The 18,560-nt window shown below is 37.5% G+C and carries 12 protein-coding genes; 1 reads left to right on the plus strand and 11 read right to left on the minus strand.

Annotated features, from left to right (window positions below; all coding sequences use genetic code 11):
- Positions 1-95: 95 nt before the first annotated feature.
- The gene (locus TTE_RS12465; RefSeq protein ID WP_011026604.1) at positions 96-1,709 is read right to left on the minus strand and encodes a CTP synthase; all 1,614 of its coding nucleotides are present in this window, start codon (positions 1,707-1,709) and stop codon (positions 96-98) included.
- 317 nt (positions 1,710-2,026) lie between these two features.
- Here TTE_RS12465 and TTE_RS12470 point away from each other — a divergent pair, with 317 nt between their 5' ends.
- Positions 2,027-2,845: a histidinol-phosphatase gene (locus tag TTE_RS12470; protein WP_011026605.1), complete on the plus strand. Its 819-nt coding sequence runs from the start codon at positions 2,027-2,029 to the stop codon at positions 2,843-2,845.
- Positions 2,846-2,872: 27 nt separating this feature from the next.
- Here TTE_RS12470 and TTE_RS12475 read toward each other — a convergent pair whose 3' ends face one another.
- The 10 genes from TTE_RS12475 to TTE_RS12520 form a co-directional block, all read right to left on the minus strand.
- A complete protein-coding gene (locus TTE_RS12475) occupies positions 2,873-3,133 on the minus strand; it encodes a type II toxin-antitoxin system RelE family toxin (protein ID WP_011026606.1) in 261 nt (86 codons plus the stop codon).
- A complete protein-coding gene (locus TTE_RS12480) occupies positions 3,123-3,398 on the minus strand; it encodes a hypothetical protein (protein ID WP_011026607.1) in 276 nt (91 codons plus the stop codon). Before TTE_RS12480 ends, TTE_RS12475 begins: the two co-directional genes overlap by 11 nt.
- Before the next feature lie 85 nt (positions 3,399-3,483).
- A complete protein-coding gene (serA, locus tag TTE_RS12485) occupies positions 3,484-5,085 on the minus strand; it encodes a phosphoglycerate dehydrogenase (RefSeq protein ID WP_011026608.1) in 1,602 nt (533 codons plus the stop codon).
- 26 nt (positions 5,086-5,111) lie between these two features.
- On the minus strand, positions 5,112-6,197 hold the full coding sequence (locus TTE_RS12490) for a pyridoxal-phosphate-dependent aminotransferase family protein (protein ID WP_011026609.1): 1,086 nt from the start codon (positions 6,195-6,197) through the stop codon (positions 5,112-5,114).
- A gap of 141 nt (positions 6,198-6,338) precedes the next feature.
- The gene (locus tag TTE_RS12495) at positions 6,339-12,287 is read right to left on the minus strand and encodes a S8 family serine peptidase (protein ID WP_041587241.1); all 5,949 of its coding nucleotides are present in this window, start codon (positions 12,285-12,287) and stop codon (positions 6,339-6,341) included.
- Positions 12,288-12,726: 439 nt separating this feature from the next.
- Positions 12,727-13,860, minus strand: coding sequence for a glycerate kinase (locus TTE_RS12500; protein ID WP_011026611.1), 1,134 nt, complete (start codon positions 13,858-13,860; stop codon positions 12,727-12,729).
- 13 nt (positions 13,861-13,873) lie between these two features.
- Positions 13,874-15,235 (minus strand): S41 family peptidase, encoded by a 1,362-nt coding sequence (locus TTE_RS12505; RefSeq protein ID WP_011026612.1) that lies wholly within the window; start codon positions 15,233-15,235, stop codon positions 13,874-13,876.
- A 72-nt stretch (positions 15,236-15,307) separates the two neighbouring features.
- On the minus strand, positions 15,308-16,246 hold the full coding sequence (gene thrB, locus TTE_RS12510) for a homoserine kinase (protein WP_011026613.1): 939 nt from the start codon (positions 16,244-16,246) through the stop codon (positions 15,308-15,310).
- Entirely contained in the window at positions 16,239-17,294 is a 1,056-nt protein-coding gene (thrC, locus tag TTE_RS12515) for a threonine synthase (protein ID WP_011026614.1), read from the minus strand. The genes thrB and thrC overlap by 8 nt, the downstream gene beginning before the upstream one ends.
- 1 nt (position 17,295) lies before the next feature.
- A complete protein-coding gene (locus tag TTE_RS12520) occupies positions 17,296-18,552 on the minus strand; it encodes a homoserine dehydrogenase (protein WP_011026615.1) in 1,257 nt (418 codons plus the stop codon).
- Positions 18,553-18,560: the final 8 nt, after the last annotated feature.

The raw sequence follows: 18,560 nt of genomic DNA on the forward strand, positions 1-18,560 counted from the left end.
CCTCATAGATTAATCTTAAAATTAATCTCTAAATGTATTATATCGTTTTTAACTTTATTATTCAAAGAAAATTTAAAGGCTGGGGAGTCCAGCCTTTACTCTGCATTATTTATTTTTAAGTTAAGCATTGCCTTTACAAAATCTCTGAAAAGAGGGTGTGGGTTTAAAGGTCTTGATTTGAATTCTGGATGAAATTGGGTTGCTACAAAATAAGGATGGTCTTTTAACTCTATTATTTCAACAAGCCTCTCATCTGGAGAAAGGCCTGAGATTACAAGCCCTTTTGAGGTTAAAAGCTCTCTGTACTGGTTGTTAAATTCATACCTGTGCCTGTGCCTTTCATAAACTAGCTCATCTTTGTATACTTCATATGCCTTTGTTCCTTCAATGACTTTACAAGGGTATACTCCCAGTCTCATTGTGCCGCCTTTTTCATCTATGTCTTTTTGTTCGGGCATGAGGTCAATTACTGGATGAGGGGTATTGGGGTCAAATTCGGTGGAATTGGCCCCTTTAAGCCCTGCCACATTTCTCGCAAATTCTATGACCGCACACTGCATTCCAAGACACAGCCCCAGATAGGGAATCTTATTTTCCCTTGCGTACTGAATTGCCCTTATCTTTCCTTCTATTCCTCTGTCGCCAAAGCCGCCGGGAACAAGTATTCCATCTGCACCTTTTAAAAGTTCATCAACTGTTTTGTCATTTACTTTTTCTGCATTAACCCATCGGATGTTGACAGCTGTTTTGTGATAAACCCCTGCATGTTTTAAAGCTTCTACAACGCTTATATAGGCATCATGTAGGTCGACATATTTGCCTACAAGTGCTACCTCTACCTGATGTTCAGGATTTTTCTCTTTTTCAACGTATTCTCTCCACTCTTTTAAATCAGACTGCCCAAGGGGTAAATTCAGCCTTTTTATCACATATTCGTCTACTTTCTGCCTTTCAAGTTCCAGAGGAACTTGATAGATCGATTCTACATCTCTATTCTCAATGACCGCTTCTACACTTACATTGCAGAATAGAGCAATTTTTTCTCTCAATTCCTGAGGAAGTGGAAGCTCAGTTCTACAGACTATCATGTCCGGCTGAATACCTATGGACCTTAATTCTTTTACGCTGTGCTGTGTAGGCTTTGTTTTCAGTTCACCTGTGTTGCCCAGATGTGGAACAAGCGTTACGTGAATGAACATAACATTTTCTCTTCCCTGTTCAATAGCCACCTGCCTTATTGCCTCCAAGAAAGGAAGGCTTTCTATGTCTCCTACTGTTCCACCAATTTCTGTTATAACCACATCTACATTTTTTTCTTTTGCTACTCTGTACACTCTTTCTTTTATTTCATCAGTAATGTGGGGTATTACCTGAACAGTAGCGCCGAGATAATCTCCTTTTCTTTCTTTTGTGATAACAGACCAGTATATTTTGCCCGCAGTGACATTGCTGTTTTTAGTCAGATTTACATCTATGAATCTTTCATAATGCCCCAAATCCAGGTCCGTTTCTGCTCCGTCCTCTGTTACAAATACTTCTCCATGCTGATAAGGGCTCATTGTCCCAGGGTCTATGTTTATATACGGGTCAAATTTCTGCATAGCAACAGAAAGCCCGCGGCTTTTTAGTAGCCTTCCCAATGATGCAGCAGTTATGCCTTTACCTAAAGAGGAGACTACTCCTCCTGTTACAAAAATATACTTTGCCATCTTTTTTCACCTCTTGATGAGTATATCGTTTTTTGATAATAATTTTTTAGCTCTTTTAACACATAAAAAAATCTCTATTTTTGAGAAAAATAGAGACTTGTACCCCTTTAATAAAAAATTCTTAGTGTGCTTTTCTGTTTTAAAACTTTACTTCTTTCCATTGAAAAACACCTCATAACCCATACATACTTTCTCATTATATAGGATTTGAGTAGAAAAGTAAAGAGGAGATCGATTTATTTTATTATACCACAAATTGATTTCCTTTTTTCAAAATATTATAATGGCACTAAAGATGTGAGAAAGGATGTGGTTTTATGCCAGCAGATTACCATGTACATATAGAAAATGGCCCATTTACTATTGAGTGGCTCAAAGAATTTGTAAATCAAGGGTTAAAAAGAGGTTTAAAAGAAATAGGTATCTCTGAACACGGTCACAGGTTTAAAGAAGGTTTTGAGGCTTACAAAAGCGATGGATTCAGAACAGAGTGGATAAAAACTTACATGGACCAAAGTATTGAAGATTACGTGGAACTTATCAAAGAAGCAAAACAAATGGGTCTTCCAGTTAAGCTGGGAATTGAAGCCGATTATTTTCCGGGAAAGGAAAAAGAAATAAGGGATTTCCTAACTCTTTACCTGTGGGACTTTATAATAGGCTCTGTTCACTGGATTGACGATTGGGGAATAGACCTTGAAGAATCAATAGAGGAATGGCACAGAAGAAATGTTGATGAAGTATACCTGGAGTATTTTAATATAATTGAAAAAATGGCCAAGACAGGACTTTTTGACATAATAGGGCACATTGACCTCGTGAAAATTTTTGGATTTAGACCCAATTATAAAGTTTTTGAAAAGATAGAAAGAAATATTGAAGAAATTTCTAAGACTGGCATAGTGATTGAGGTTTCAACTGCGGGATTGAGAAAACCTGTTGGAGAAATTTATCCTTCAAAAGAGATAATGGCGATGATTAAGAAATACAATATCCCTGTTGTAGTAAATTCCGATGCTCACTACCCTGAACATGTGGGATATGAATTTGAAAAAGCCTATAACTATGTAAAAGAATTCGGTATAAAGAGGCTTTATTATTTTGAGGGGAGAAAAAGGATACCTTACAATATTTAAAGGAGCAAGAGTAACCTTGCTCCTTTATTATTTGTACACATCCCCTCTTGAATCGAAATCTTTTACTTTAATTACAAAATTTTCATTATCAACTTCGAAAATTATCCTATAATCTCCTACCCTTAGTCTGTATAATTTTTCTTTTTTAGAAGTTTTTAATTTTTTAACATCACCTTCAAACGGTAATTTTTCTATAGCTTTAATAACTCTCTCGACAGTTTTTCTATCATGTTTTTCTAATTCTTTTAATACTTTCTTATTTACGATAATTCTGTACTCAAACTTCATTGTCTTCTATCCCCAGTATTCTCTTCGTTTCCTCAAGTGTTACATAATCTTTCTCATCCTCATGCAATTGCTCTAACATTTTTTCTTCATCTATATCAATTTCTTCTAAATCAAGTGTTTTTTCCCATTCATCGAATCTTTTTAAAAGTTCCTTTTTCTTCTTTTCTTTAAGATATTCAGCAAAATCAATTACCTCAGATAATTCACGCTCATTTAATGACTTAATTACCTCATTAAGTTTTTTTACCATGTAGCTATTGCTCATTGATATCACCTTAACCCAAGATTATTTTAAGCCTGTACTTTTATTATATCATTATTCCAATATTTCAAAAAGGCTACAAGTATTTTCACACCAACCCTTTTACCGCTTTTGCTTTAATTATGCTATTTAGTTTGTTTAAAGATTCCACGGCCTCCTCTGGAATTTCTTTATCGGTGCTTACAAGCATAAGGGCTGTACCGTCATTTTTATTGGGGCTTACCTGCATAGTAGAGATGTTTATACCAAAATCTCCTAATACATTTCCTATGTGGCCTATAACTCCCGGCACGTCTTTATTCTTGACAAAAAGCATGTACTCTGTAGGCTCAAAATTCACTTTATGTCCCATATACTCCACAATTCTCAATTCTTCTCCGTATGTTGTTCCAGCAAATTGTGTCCTTTTGCCATTGGTATCTGTAATTTTTAAAATGACAAGGCTGGAATAATGGTCTATCTCTTCAATTTTTCCTTCTACAATTTCTATGCCCATTTCTTTTGCTCTTAACTTTGCATTCACAACACTTACATCTTCCTCTAATATAGGCTTTAAAAATCCTTTAATAGCATACAGGGTAACAATTTCTGTATTGCTCTTTGCAACTTCTCCTCTGTATATGACTTCAATTAATTTTGCAGGTGTTTCATTTATCTGGTAATAAAGGGCTCCTAATACTTCTGCCAATTTCATGTAAGGTTTTAACCGAGAAAATTCATCTGATTTAAGTCCGGGAAGATTTACTATGTTGCCATAGAGATTGCCATTTAACGCTGATATGACTTCCTGCGCAATTGCTATGCTAATATTTTCCTGCGCCTCATAAGTAGAAGCTCCTAAGTGAGGAGTAAAAACCACATTGGGAAGTTCTAACAAAGGATTGTGAAAATCCTGATGCTCCACATTATACTTTGGCTCTACTTCTAAAACATCCAGCCCTACAGCTGCCACTATACCTTCTTTTATAGCATTGTAAAGCGCTTTTTCGTCTATAATGCCACCTCTTGCAGCATTTACTATTCTCACACCTTTTTTCATTTTTTTAAATTCTTTTTCTCCTATCATCTTTTTTGTCTCTTCAGTCTTGGGAATGTGAATAGTGATGAAATCCGATTGCTCTAATAGCTCATCCAATGTAACTCTCTTGACACCGCACTTTTCAAATCTCTCATCTGGCATGTAGGGGTCATAAGCAATCACTCTCATATTGAAAGCCGCAAGGCGAGACGCAACCAAAGAACCAATTCTACCTAATCCTATTATACCAACCGTTTTACCGTTTAGCTCTACTCCTTTAAACCTATCCCTTCTGAAATCGCCGTTTAAAGCTGCATGGTATGCCTGTGGTATATTTCTGGCAATGGCAAGCATAAGGCCAATAGTGAGCTCAGCAGCGGCAATGGTATTTCCTGCAGGAGTATTTACAACTAGAATGCCTCTTTGAGTCGCCGCTTCAACATCAATATTGTCAACACCATTACCAGCTCTGCCTATGACTTTCAGTTTCTCTCCCTTTTCTATAAGTTCTCTGTCTACTTTGGTGGCACTTCTAACTATTATGGCGTCGTAATCTTTTATAACCTCTAAAAGCTCTTCCCTAGAAATATTGGTCTTTACGTCAACATCAGCGTATTTTTTAAGATAATCGATACCATTTTCTGAGATTTTTTCTGTGACAATTATCTTCAAAATCCTTTCCCTCCCATTTCTTCAATTCACAGTGAGGATATGGCATCTTTTAGGGCATATAATGCTTTATCTAACATTTCATCTGTCAGATAACCCATGTGGCCAATTCTAATAATCTTGCCTTTTAAAGGCCCCTGTCCTCCTGTGATTAAAACTCTGTGCTTTTCCTTCATATAGTTTATTATATCTGATGCTTTGTACCTTTCTGGAACTTTTATAGCAGTAATTAAATTAGAAGCTACCTCTTCACTAGGAAGTAGGTCTAAACCTAATTCCTTTACATATTTTCTCACTTTTTTGCCGTACTCGGATTGTTTTTTGTATACATTATCTAATCCTTTTTCTAAAAGCATATCTGTCGCCTTTGCTACAGCCATTATTGTGGATACAGCAGGAGTAGCAGGCGTATCAGGCTTAGGCTTTAATACTCCTTCTCTCGCTTTTCTAAGGTCAAAATAGTATTTTGGTAGATTGGATGTTTTAGTCATTTCCCATGCTCTATCACTTAAGGCGATGAAGCTTAAACCTGGGGGCGACATTAAGCACTTCTGGGAGCAAGTAATGACGGCGTCAATCCCCCATTCATCCATTTTAAGCGGTATTCCCCCCAATGAACTTACCGCATCTACTATCACGGGAACATTGTACCTATTTGCGATTTTTGCTATATTTTCTATATTATTTGTCACTCCTGTTGAGGTTTCATTATGAGTAACTAAAAGGGCTTTATAATTCCCTTTTTTAAGTTTATCTTCTAATATATCTAAATCTACTGCATTTCCCCACCCAAAGTCATAAATTTCCGCATCAAGCCCATAAGCCCTAGCTATATCATAAAATCTCTCTCCAAAATATCCTATACTTGCAACTAAGACTTTATCTCCCGCAGAGAAAAGATTAGCTACAGCGGCTTCCATTCCACCTGTTCCTGAAGAGGTAAGAGTTATAACTTCATTTTTTGTCTGAAATATTTTCTTTAAATTTTCATTGAGCTTGGAGAATAATTGATAAAATTCTTCTGTCCTGTGATGAAAAGGCTGCATACCTGCAACTTTTTTCACTTCTTCTGGTACCATTGTCGGCCCCGGCGTCATAAGTAGCATATCTTCCATTTTCCCACTCCCCGTCACTTGGTGTATATTTAATATGATAAATCAATGAAGTGAAAAATGCAAGTGAAAAATACATGTGTCCGTGAAGTAAGGACATTATAAAAGAGTGCACCCAGACTGGTGCACTCTTTTACTTTTTGATTATATATTCCCTGATTTTTCTAAAATTCTGTAAAGCATTGCTGCAGCCTCTGCTCTTGTTGCGTTGTCTTTGGGCTTGAAGGTGTTGTCATCATATCCTCTCACTATTCCAAGCTTTACTGCATTCGCTACTACATTCCTTGCCCATTCACTTATCTTGTTGTTATCTGCAAAAGTTGTATTTCCTATGTTTTCCTCTTTATAGCCTGCAAGTTTACTGTATACTCTCATTATTACTGCTGCCATCTCTTCTCTTGTTATCGGGTCATCTGGCCTCATCTTCTTGCCATCTCCAAGCATTATCCCTTCCTGATATGCTGCCTCTATCGCATTTGCATACCACATACCTTCTTTTACATCTTCAAATTCTCCTTTATATGGTTCTTCGGGTATACCTAATGCCCTTATCATTAATGCTGCAAATTCTGCTCTTGTTATTTTTGCATTTGGCGCAAAGGTATCCTCTGTCATGCCTTTTATTATATGCCTTGATGCCAGTACATTTATTACATCATAGCCCCAGAAGTCTTTTTCTACATCTTTGAACTGCTTGTCATATTCAAAGGCTCCATAGGTTGAGAAGTGCTTTGCTTCAAAGGTTATTGTGTTTGCATTCTTGTCAATTTTACCTCCTACATACTCCCATTTACCTGTTACCTCGTTTAAGTAGTATATTCCAACTTTTCTTATGTCTTTTACGTCCTTTACTTCAAATGTTAGTTTAACAGGTGAATCTAACTTTATCTTGTTTTCTCCTGTTTTTATCGTTATGTCATAGGCGTTTGATACTGGTATTAATGAATTTGCCACCTTTTTGCCTTTATCTTCTACTACAAGTTTTACTGAACCTGTCTTGTTTATAAGGTTAAGTGTTTCTTCAGATACTGTCATCGCTTTTGGATCTATTGAAAGCGCAACTTCTCCAGATTTCACTACTACATTTTTGTTATTTTCTGCAATCATATTGAGCACTTTGACTGGTACTTCTATTGCTTTTGAAGAAGTATCTCCTACATTGGTCAAATCAAATACTACTTCTTTCTTTGTGGCATCCTTAATCTCATTTGCTACTTTATTCTCTTCTACCACAAGTACTGTAGTATTTCCTTCTACAACCACCTTGCCCTGAGATGCTTCTTCAGCTTTTGGCGTTTCTTTTGGCTGTTCAGTACTTGCAGGCGGTGTCACTGGTGCAGGTGGCGGTATTATACCTCCTCCAGGTGGCGGTGTAATTTCTTTTTCTTTAACAGTTACTTTTACTTCTGCAGATTTGTCATTATAACTTACAGTAATTGTTGTTTGCCCTGCTTTAAGTCCTTTTACAACACCTTTATCAACTGAAACTATATTTGGATCAAAAGTATATTGTGCATTTGCAGTTATATCTTTTGTAGTACCATCTGAATAGTAAGCTGTAACTGTCAATTTTGCCGTATCACCAACTTTTATTTCAATAGAAGACGGTTGTACTGTTATATTTTCAAGAACTGGGTCTGTTACTGTAATTGGTACATTGATTGAATGAATATCATATATTGCTGTTAGAACTGCTTTGCCTGGCATTAACCCTTTAACTGTTCCATCAATGTATTGAGCCACTTTAGGATTATCAATTATAATTTTTGCTTCGTTAGTTACTTCTACTTTTGTGCCATCTGATAAGTGTTTATAAACTATAATTGGCACTGATCTTCCTGCTGGAACCTGTATAAATGATGGATAAACACTTATTCCTAATGTTACAGCTTCTGACACTACTACCTTTATTTCAACAGATTTATCCTCATAAGTTGCTTTTATTGTAGTCTCCCCTTCATTTACTCCAATTATTACACCTTTTACATCCTTATCAAGCACAGCGCTTTCTCCGTATACAACTTCAAACACTGCTTTATCAGTTACATCCTTTGTAGAGCCATCTGTATACACTGCATCAACTTTAACTGAAGCTTCTCTTCCTACTGGTATATAAACTGGATTCGGTGTGGCTTTAAGTGAAGCTAATGTCACTTTTTCAAGAGGTATTGTAATTTGTTTGTCTCCATAACTTACTTTGACATAGTTTTCTGTATCTGAAGTATATACATCTGCAGATACTGTAACTTCTGACTTATTTGTAGCTACATCTATCGCTTTTACAAGGATATTGTTTGGTCCAACATTGAGAGGCACTCTTACCTCAAATGGATCTTCCAAAGTCGTATATTCATCAGCTTCTTTATTTAATACGATGTTTCCATTCACATACAATTTATATCCAAAGCCTGTATCATACACACTTCCTGCTACTGTAAGGCTTACTTTCCCCTCCGGTGACATGTAGCCTTTGAAATTATCTATGTTGAGGGTAATTTCTGGTATTGTAGTATCTATATAAATTGGTATTGCAAATTCTGTTTTGTGTTCATATGTGGAAGGATCATTTTCATTATATAAATCATCATATGCCAGAAATTCAATCTTATGTCTTCCATCAGTGTCAAAATGCAGTATTGTCATAAAATGATTGTTTGCGTCAACCCTTACTCTTTCTCCATTAATGTAAAGACCACCAAAGGTATAGCCACTTTCAATTATACCTTCAACTACAATCTCTCTTGTATTGAATATTTCTGCAGGCTGTGGTCTTATAACATTAATCACAGGACCGAAGTTATCCTTTATATCAGCGTTGAATCCAATGCAGACATTTTGTCCTGGAATCCCATCTGATACATTGCCAGCATAATCTATTCCAAGTATTGCAATAAAGGTGTATCTATATGGAAGTTCTATTACAGCTTCATTTACATCATTAGGTAATAGTTCTCCATCAATATTAGTTACTTCAAATGTTACTGGATCTATTTTGCCTGTAATGAGTACATAAGAATTTATACCAGAACCTTCATCTTTTCCTCCCCATTTGACTGTAGCTTTCCCATCAGCAATGTAAATATCTTTCAAGTAACCATCTTCATCTATATAGTCAGGGTTAATATAAACTTCAGGCGGTATTGTATCAACTTTTACAGGCATCTCAAGTACTTGTGTCCTGGCATTTGGATAATCTATTTTTGATTCAAATCGCATGTAGTACTGCCCATCAGGAGCTACTTCAAATTTCCCATTAATAGCATCATATACTTTTCCATCCCATATCCAAGAGTCAGAAATTCTAGCTTTAGAAGTCTCAGCTACGTTCTTTCTAATATACTCTTCCTGGCTTATCTCTCTCACTACATTGCCATTGCTATCTACAACATTTATTCTTAATTCTCTAGCATTTCTCAAGAATGAAAGTACAGGCTGTACATAATCAAATATCCCATCACCATTAGGAGATATAGCGATTGTACCAGGATCTGGATTTTCGCTTGCAATATTGCCTAAGAAATAAAGTTCCCCATTCATCTCTCCAGCCATGCCAGTATATCCATAATAAGTGTCTTCATCCCACATTGGAGAATCTATTACTCTCGGTTCATCCCAATTGCCATAGAAAGCAGTGTATGGCACGGTCAATTCTGGCACATCAGACCCCTGAGGTACAAAGCTTATATAACCTTCAGCAAATATGTTGCGAGGTGCATTTTGTGGAATTATTAATGTGACATTTACAGTCTCTTGCCCATTTGCAGGAACTGTTACAGTATCTTTGTCAAAAGTAACTACAGCCCCTGTGAGTGGTGCAGTATGGGTGAGGTTATATCCAGCTAGCACTTGATCCGTTAAAACACCGTATTTATCTTTTAAATTATAAGTAACGTCACTATTTCCAAAGTTCCTAAGTACTAAAGTAAATGTCACTGAATTGCTTATGCTTCCAAGTGCAATTCCTGCTTTACCTTTTACATCTGTAACTACTACAGGTGTTTTTATTGCTTTATCTATCTGTATCATACCTGCCCCTTGTTGTCTTGGAGAATAAGGATACATAGGAATTCTTCCATAACTTGTTGTGGGGTCAATTATAACTTTTGCTGTATTCATTGCCATAACTTTAGCCATTTCAACAAAATCTCGCCCTTTTAAATTCAGTTCTCCTTTTGCGACTTTTTCTTTCAAGGCTTGAGCAATTAATGCCATGGCACCTGATACGTGAGGTGCTGACATAGAGGTACCGCTCATAACTTCATAGGAGTCTTTATTAACTGTTGAATATATTCCACCGCCAGGAGCCATTATTTCTGGTTTAAAGTCAAAACTTGGCGTAACTCCCCATGAAGAGAAGTCTGTAACAGTATCCCCAGGAGGTGTCCCTAAGTTATTTGTAGCTACTTTGCCATCAAATTTTACTTTTACAGTTTGTCCCTGGTCAAGCAAGGCTTTTATAGCAAGGCCTGCTGACTGCAAAATAGAAACAGCAGGAATTTTTGTGCCTTCTCCCAATGCCATTGAAATTGTACCTGAAGTATTGTTGAAAATTATCGCAGCAACCGCTCCAGCATTTTGCGCATTTATGGTTTTTGCATTGAAAGTAATAGCACCTCTTGAAATAAGTGCAACTTTACCAGTTAAATCTTTACCCTGAAAATCTTCTGGCCTACCTAAACCGCAGTACACTACTTCGTATTCATCTTTCAACACGTCTGCAGGGTCAATTGGCGCATGGTCTGAAGGCGATCCCACAAGATAAACTACTCTGTCAAAGTCTTTTGGTGCAGGAGTAACCAAGAAGCTTTTTCCTGTAAGCCCTGGATTTACAGAAGCAGCTACTTGAATTGTATCAAGGAAAAGCCCAGGAGAACCAACTGTCCCTATGTCTGGATCGATTGCATAAGGATAAAATTCTGCTTTTGTGGAATAAGCTGAGTTACCTGCAGAAACTACAACTATTACGCCATTTTCTACGGCTCTTTTAATTGCTAAGTTTTCAGGGTCATCCTCCCTTACAAAACCTGCAGTGGCACCCAAGCTCATATTTATAACATCTGCGCCAAAAGCTACAGCATGATCAATGCCTGCCACTATGTCATCAGAAAATGCAGATGCAAAATATGGATTATTTGAAAATACTTTTTCTGCAATTAGCTGTGCCTCTGGAGCAACACCTTTAATCTGTCCATTTGCAGCAACAATTCCTGCAACGTGTTGACCGTGCATTGAAGCAGTTGCACCTATATCTAAAATTTCATCATTATTGTCTGCCCAGTTCCACCCCACTGGTACTTTATCTGTGAAATATTTGTAAGGTAATCCCATTTTGGAAGCAATCTCTTGAACTTTTTCTTTAGTCAATTTCGCCTTTGAGGGATCTGTAATTTTCATGTCTTGATGCCTGTAGTCTATCCCTGTGTCAACTATAGCTACAACCATTCCCTCTCCCTTATAGCCTAATTCCTCCCATACAGTAGGCGCATTAGTGGACCATACTGCTGATGTCATATCTAAAAAGTACTCGTGGGCTATTCTTACATCCTTCACTTGCGGTAAAAGTTTTATTTTTTCAATATCTTTTACTTTGATCTGACCACTTAGCCCATTAAGCACAGTTTTATAGGTATGCCGTGGAATAAATCCAAATTTTTGTATTAAAGTGTTTTTCACTGCCGCTTGAGTCTCATCTATTTTTGCCAATACTGCCTGTTTTTCAGCCTCTTTTAATGTCTTTAATGTCTTGTCCGCCTTTACTGCATAAGACGCAAGGCTGTCTTCTTTCAACTCTATAATAACTCTGACATATTGCTCAGGACTGTATTTTTCAATTTCCTGTTGAGTTCCATCTCCTAAATATTCTATTTGATTCCCTGCTTTATCTGAAGCCTTAGATTTCGGCTGATAGGGTTGAAGTTTTTCAACAAATTTACTTTTAGCAATTTGTTTTAACGCAGCTTCATCTATTTTTAAAGAATCAACAGAAACATTTTTACTAGCCTGTGTCGTAAAAGATTGTGAATACCCAAAAGTTCCAAAAACACTAAACACTAAAGTAAAAGCCACTAAAAATACCAGCAGCCTTTTCCACATAAAACCCTTAACCCCCTCACCTGTATTACCATATCTATAACTTTTCGACAAAAACTTCCCCTCTTTTCCTTCACATCCCCCCTTCCCCAAAAGCGTCTTTTTCAAGTGATGCAAGATAGTAGTAAATATGACTAATTTTAAAAAGTAACATTTTGTTATTTATTGTTTTATGTGGCACAATAATTAAATACTAATAAACTACCTCGCCTATTTTGGAATTACATGGGTTAATGCGCCATATAAGTATAAAATTTCTCGCGCTTATATTCAATATTATTCTACACAAATCATGATTTTCCTTCTTTGGAAAATTAAAATTTTTTATTTATTAATTTTTTGGCGTGCAGGATTTCCTTCATTTTACAAAAATTAAAAAAGTCACAGACATTATCTGTGACTTTTTAGAAATTGAATTAAAATTAAATTTTAGTGAAATAATTTACCTCTTTATTGAGATAGCAAAAACTCTCATAATGTCTTCTATTCTGTCTGACACAAGCTGATAAGCGTTTTTCATAGCTTCTTCTAAAGACATAGGTTTATTAGTTATACTAAAAAGAGCAGTTACACCTATGTCATACAAACTTTTATAGTCTTTCCCTAAACCGCCCGAGAGGATAATCACAGGCTTATTATATTTTTTTGCAAGTTTGGCAATGCCTGCTGGAGCCTTCCCAAAGGCTGTCTGAAAGTCTGTATTGCCTTCTCCTGTTATGACTAAGTCTACTTCTTTTATTTTTTCTTCCAATCGAGTAGTTTCTATTATTATGTCAATCCCTCTTTTTAATTTGGCACCTAAGAAAGCCATTAAACCAAAACCTAACCCTCCTGCAGCTCCTGCTCCGGGCACTTCTGAGTAGTCCTTTTCAATAACTTTTTTAGCCTCATAAGCTAAATGCCTTAAGTTTTCATCTAGTATTTTTATCATCTCAGGCGTTGCGCCTTTTTGAGGACCATAAACATAAGATGCCCCTTTTTCACCGCATAAAGGATTGTCAACATCTGATGCCACAATAAATTCACTTTCATATATTCTTTTATCAATAGAGCTTATGTCTATCTTTTCAATTTTATATAGCTCTCCTCCTCCAAAGCCTATTTCATTGCCATCTTTATCTAAAAATCTTGCTCCCAGAGCCTGAGCCATCCCAACTCCGCCGTCATTTGTGGCACTCCCGCCTATTCCTATTATGAACTTGCGACACCCTCTGTCCAAAGCCAGTTTTATAAGCTCTCCCACTCCGTAAGTTGTCGTCTTTAGGGGGTTTCTCTTTTCTTCAGGAATAAGGTATAAACCGGCACAGGCAGCCATTTCAATGACAGCTGTGCCATCTTTCAAAATCCCGTAAAAAGCCTCAACCTTTTCCCCTAAAGGGCCAGTGACATCTGATTTTATTATCTCTCCTCCCACAGCGTAAACTAATGCTTCAACTGTTCCTTCTCCTCCATCTGCAATTGGAATAGATATTATTTCTGCGTCAATAACTCTTTTTATGCCATTTTCCATAGCATGGCATACTTCTTTTGAAGATAAACTTCCTTTGAAAGAATCCGGTGCAAGCAGTATTTTCAAATGCGCATCACTCCTACATGTTTCTCAAAAGCTCCAAAGCTTTTTCAAGGACAGCATCTTTGTTATTTAAGCTGTCTATCATTTTTAAAAGGGCATTGTACGTGTTCTTGTCAAATACACCTGTTGGGGAAAGCCCTGCTTTTTTCTGAAGTTCTTTTACAGCATTGGCTGTTTTAGGTCCAAATATGCCATCTTCCGGTCCGGCATTAAATTTGAGCAAATTGAGATATTTTTGCAATATTTTAACTTCATTTCCCCTTGATCCAATCTTCAATTCTCCGCCAAATTTTATATCAGCAGTGTACTGCACATTTTTCACATAGACATCAGGAGTTAAACCTTCTTTTCCAATATACCTTCCTGATGGAAGTTTGTAGCGGGCAATTGTAAGTTTAAAGCCGCTTCCATCCTCCAAAGGCACTACAGATTGAACAGTTCCCTTGCCGTACGTATTTTCTCCCACCAAAAATCCTACTTTTGTGTCCTGTATTGCTCCCGCCAGTATTTCCGCAGCAGAGGCAGTGCCTTTATTGACAAGAACAGCTAGTTTATATTTAGGCTTAGTCAGGTATGAGTAATAATCCTCTTTTTCTCCATTTCTTCTTTCTATTGTGACAACAATGCCCTGTGGCACAAAAAAGTTTGCAGCACTCACCACTTCAGTGAGAAGCCCTCCAGGATTGTTTCTTAAATCGAGAATAAGCTTTTTAACGTTGTTTTTATCCATAAAAAGTAAGGCTTTTGTCAAATTGGCTGTAGTATTTTCATTAAATTCTGTTATTTTTATGTACCCGATTCCCTCTTCAAGGAGTTTGTAAGAGACAGGGTTTATGTGAATGACCTGTCTTACAAGTTCGATTTCTTTAAGAGTACCTCCTACGTCAAAAGTGATTTTCACCTTTGTGCCGGGGTCTCCCAGTATCATGTTTACTACATCTGTCAATTTCATGCCTTCCACGCTTTTGCCGTCAACTGTTTTTATGATGTAACCGCTCTTCACACCAGCCTTTGCAGCAGGAGAATCTTCAATCACTGAATCTACAACAATTTTCCCATCTTTTTCAATAAGCACCATCCCTGTGCCGCTAAAAGTTCCAGAAGTGCCCCTTTCAAATTGAGAAAATTCTTCTTTTGTAAAGTATGTACTGTATTCGTCAAGGCTACTAAAAATCCCCTTTAAGGCGGCCTCTTTTAGTTGCTCATATGTGACATTGTCAATGTAGTTATCAGTGATGTATTTCATTATAGCTCCAATATCTGCTAATTCGTTGTACAAGTCCTGGTCTTGCGTAGATACTTCGGCATAAGTGTAGGATGTAAATGCCAAGAAGAATACCAGCAGAAGTGTAAAAATTCTAATAGAAAATTTTCTCATTCCTTCAAAACCTCCATTTCTCAACAAAATTCTTCTCAGTTTATTATAGCACACTATATAAAAATAAGCGCCTCAAACGAATGAAGGCGTTTTTAAAACTTGTGCTCCATTGTTTTCACATTTTAACCTGTAGGCCCTGTATGACAGCCCTCTTTCTTCATATACTTTTCCAACTTCCTTTAAAACCCTCTCAGAGTTTTCCGGGGAAGAGATGGCCATAATGGTCGGACCTGCACCGCTTAAAAAAGCAGCATAAGCACCTGCCAACAATGCTTTTTCAAAGCATTCCTCCATGAAAGGAACGAGCTTAGCTCTATACTTTTGGTGAAGCATGTCTTGGGTGGCAATTTTTAAAAGTTCATACTTTTTCTCAATCAATACGCTCACTAAAAAAGCCGTCCTTCCCGTGTTAAATACAGCATCATTAAAGTCCACTTTTTCAGGCAAGACTTTTCTTGCAATTTCTGTCCTTACCATTTCCTGAGGTACAAAGGCTAAAAAATCTATGTCATCCTCCAAGGCTTTTCTTGCATAATAAACTTTATTTTTATCAAAAATAGATACATTCAACCCTCCATTTAAAGCGGCTGTGACATTGTCCGCATGTCCTTCTATTAAAGCCGCCAAATTGAGTATTTCTTCTCTTTTCAATACTCTTCCTGTCAATTCGTTTGCAGCTAGTAGCCCGCCTACAATGGCTGCTGCACTGCTCCCTAATCCCCTTCCCAGTGGAATTTCATTTTTTATTTTTATCCTCAACCCTTTATTAAAAACCCCTATTTTTTTAAAAATCACTTCTGCCGATTTATAGATCAGATTATTTTGGTCATTTTCTATATCTTCTACCCCTTCCCCTTCTACAAAAATCTCCAGACCATCTTTTATGAACTCCATCGAAATCTCTGTATAAAGGTTCAAAGCCACACCCAGCACATCAAAACCCGGGCCCAAATTAGCCGTAGATGCCGGCACCATCACTTTTACCATTCCGCCTGACATGTCACTATCCATACAAAACTTCCTCCAATTCCTTTAGATTTGGCTGTATTCTCTTTACCTCTCCCCCTAGTTTAACAGCAGTATCAGGGTCTTTTAAACCATTCCCCGTAAGGATACACACCACAGAATCTCCTTCTTTAAAAAATCCTTCTTTGTACTTCTTTATCACACCCGCTATGGAGGCTGCAGAGGCTGGCTCTGCAAAAATCCCCTCTGTTTTTGCCAAAATTGAATAAGCCTCCAGTATTTCCTCATCCGTAACTTTGTCAATTATCCCCCCCGACTCATCTCTTGCAGCCACTGCCTTCTGCCAGCTGGCAGGGTTGCCAATTCTTATAGCCGTGGCAATCGTCTCGGGATTTTCTATTACTCTTCCTTCCACAATAGGAGCCGCTCCTGCCGCCTGAAAGCCAAGCATTTTGGGAAGCTTTTTTATCTTCCCCTTCCGGTAGTATTCTTTAAATCCCATCCAGTAAGCAGTTATATTTCCTGCATTGCCCACAGGAAGAGAGACATAGTCTGGTACTTCTCCCAAAGCATCACATATTTCAAAAGCTGCCGTTTTTTGGCCTTCCAGGCGATAGGGGTTTATAGAATTTACCAAAGTAATCGGGAATTTCTGCGAAATTTCTCTCACAAGCCTTAAAGCGTCATCAAAATTGCCATCTACCGCAATAACCTCTGCCCCATAAGCAATTGCCTGTGCGAGTTTCCCCAGAGCAATTTTACCGCCAGGAATTAATACCACACTTTTAAGGCCTGCTTTTGCTGCATAGGCTGCTGCAGAAGCAGAAGTGTTGCCTGTTGAGGCGCATACGACGGCATTAGACCCTTCTTGCTTTGCTTGAGATACCGCTACCGTCATCCCCCTGTCCTTAAAAGAACCTGTGGGATTTAGCCCTTCGTATTTTAGATACACCCTTATACCCGGCAAATATTTTCTTTGGAGGTTAAAAGCTTCAATTAAAGGTGTGTTGCCCTCTTTTAACGTGACAATATTTTCATCTCTTATAGGAGGCAAAAACTCTCTATAAGCTTTTATAATTCCTTCGTACGCCATTTTAATCTTCCCTCACTTTTATCACACTTTCTATTTTTTCTACTTCCTTTAGCTCCTCTATCTCCTTTAAAGCTTCCAAAACCTTACCTGTATTTGCAATGTGAGTCACCAATACAATTTCCGCTGTCTCTCCCAAAGACCCTTTTTGAACTACTGAAAGAAGGCTTATTCCTTTATTTCCCAAAACTCCTGTGATTTTGCTCATGACACCAGGCCTGTCAAAAGCGATAAGCCTTATATAGTATTTGGAAAAAGTATCTTCAATAGGTATTAAGTCTACCTCTTCACAGCCATTTTGTATTACTATGTGATTTTTCACATCCATTATGTCGGCAACCACTGCGCTGGCAGTAGGCATCATGCCGGCGCCCTGCCCGTAAAACATAACTTCTCCTACCGCATTTCCATCCACAAGTATTGCATTAAAAACGCCATTGACTCCGTTTAAAGGGTTGGTCTTTCTTATCATGACGGGATGAACCCAGGCTTCTAAGCGTTCTTTCTCGTCAATTCTGGCATAGGCCAGAAGCTTTATGGTATAACCCATCTCTTCTGCATACTGTATATCTGATTTAGAAATAAAACTTATCCCTTTTGTGTAGATTTTCTCTGGAAGAACAAATTTGTTAAAAGCCAGCATGCACAAAATGGCAAGCTTCCTTGCTGCATCAAAGCCTTCTATATCGTCTGTGGGATCTGCCTCTGCATACCCTTTTTGCTGCGCATCTTTTAAAACATCATCGAAGTCAAGGCCTTTCTCCTTCATTTCTGTAAGGATATAATTAGTCGTACCGTTTAAAATTCCTTTTATCTCGTATATTTTGTTCGCAGCAAGGCACTGCTTCAAAGGCCTTATGATGGGGATACCGCCCCCTACTGAGGCTTCATAAAGAAGATGTACCTTCTTTTCTGTCGCAAGCTTTATAAGTTCTTTTCCGTGCTTTGCTATAACTTCTTTATTGGCAGTTACCACATGTTTGCCTTTTTGTAATGCTTTTGTTATATATTCTAAAGCGGGATGCTCTTTCCCCATCACTTCTACCACAACGTCTATTTCCTCGTCTTCCAAAATATCTTCTGCATTAAAAGTTATCTTCCCTTCTGCAAGAGGAGTTCTTTTTTTATTGGGGTCTTTTACAAGTATTTTCTTTATCTCAATTTTTTCGCCTATCTTTTTTTCAATATTTCTTCCATTCTGATCTATCAAGTGAACTACACCTGTTCCTACAGTACCTAGTCCCATCAGTCCAATTTTCATATTCTTCC

Source organism: Caldanaerobacter subterraneus subsp. tengcongensis MB4 (assembly GCF_000007085.1).
Taxonomy (GTDB): domain Bacteria; phylum Bacillota; class Thermoanaerobacteria; order Thermoanaerobacterales; family Thermoanaerobacteraceae; genus Thermoanaerobacter; species Thermoanaerobacter subterraneus.

Excerpts from the sequence above, each read along its gene's own strand:
- TTE_RS12480 (WP_011026607.1), bottom strand. The coding sequence starts at position 3,398 with ATGAGCAATAGCTACATGGTAAAAAAACTTAATGAGGTAATTAAGTCA.
- thrB (WP_011026613.1), bottom strand. The coding sequence starts at position 16,246 with ATGGATAGTGACATGTCAGGCGGAATGGTAAAAGTGATGGTGCCGGCA.
- TTE_RS12465 (WP_011026604.1), bottom strand. The coding sequence starts at position 1,709 with ATGGCAAAGTATATTTTTGTAACAGGAGGAGTAGTCTCCTCTTTAGGT.
- TTE_RS12470 (WP_011026605.1), top strand. The coding sequence starts at position 2,027 with ATGCCAGCAGATTACCATGTACATATAGAAAATGGCCCATTTACTATT.
- thrC (WP_011026614.1), bottom strand. The coding sequence starts at position 17,294 with ATGGCGTACGAAGGAATTATAAAAGCTTATAGAGAGTTTTTGCCTCCT.
- TTE_RS12490 (WP_011026609.1), bottom strand. The coding sequence starts at position 6,197 with ATGGAAGATATGCTACTTATGACGCCGGGGCCGACAATGGTACCAGAA.
- TTE_RS12475 (WP_011026606.1), bottom strand. The coding sequence starts at position 3,133 with ATGAAGTTTGAGTACAGAATTATCGTAAATAAGAAAGTATTAAAAGAA.
- TTE_RS12520 (WP_011026615.1), bottom strand. The coding sequence starts at position 18,552 with ATGAAAATTGGACTGATGGGACTAGGTACTGTAGGAACAGGTGTAGTT.
- TTE_RS12495 (WP_041587241.1), bottom strand. The coding sequence starts at position 12,287 with ATGTGGAAAAGGCTGCTGGTATTTTTAGTGGCTTTTACTTTAGTGTTT.
- TTE_RS12505 (WP_011026612.1), bottom strand. The coding sequence starts at position 15,235 with ATGAGAAAATTTTCTATTAGAATTTTTACACTTCTGCTGGTATTCTTC.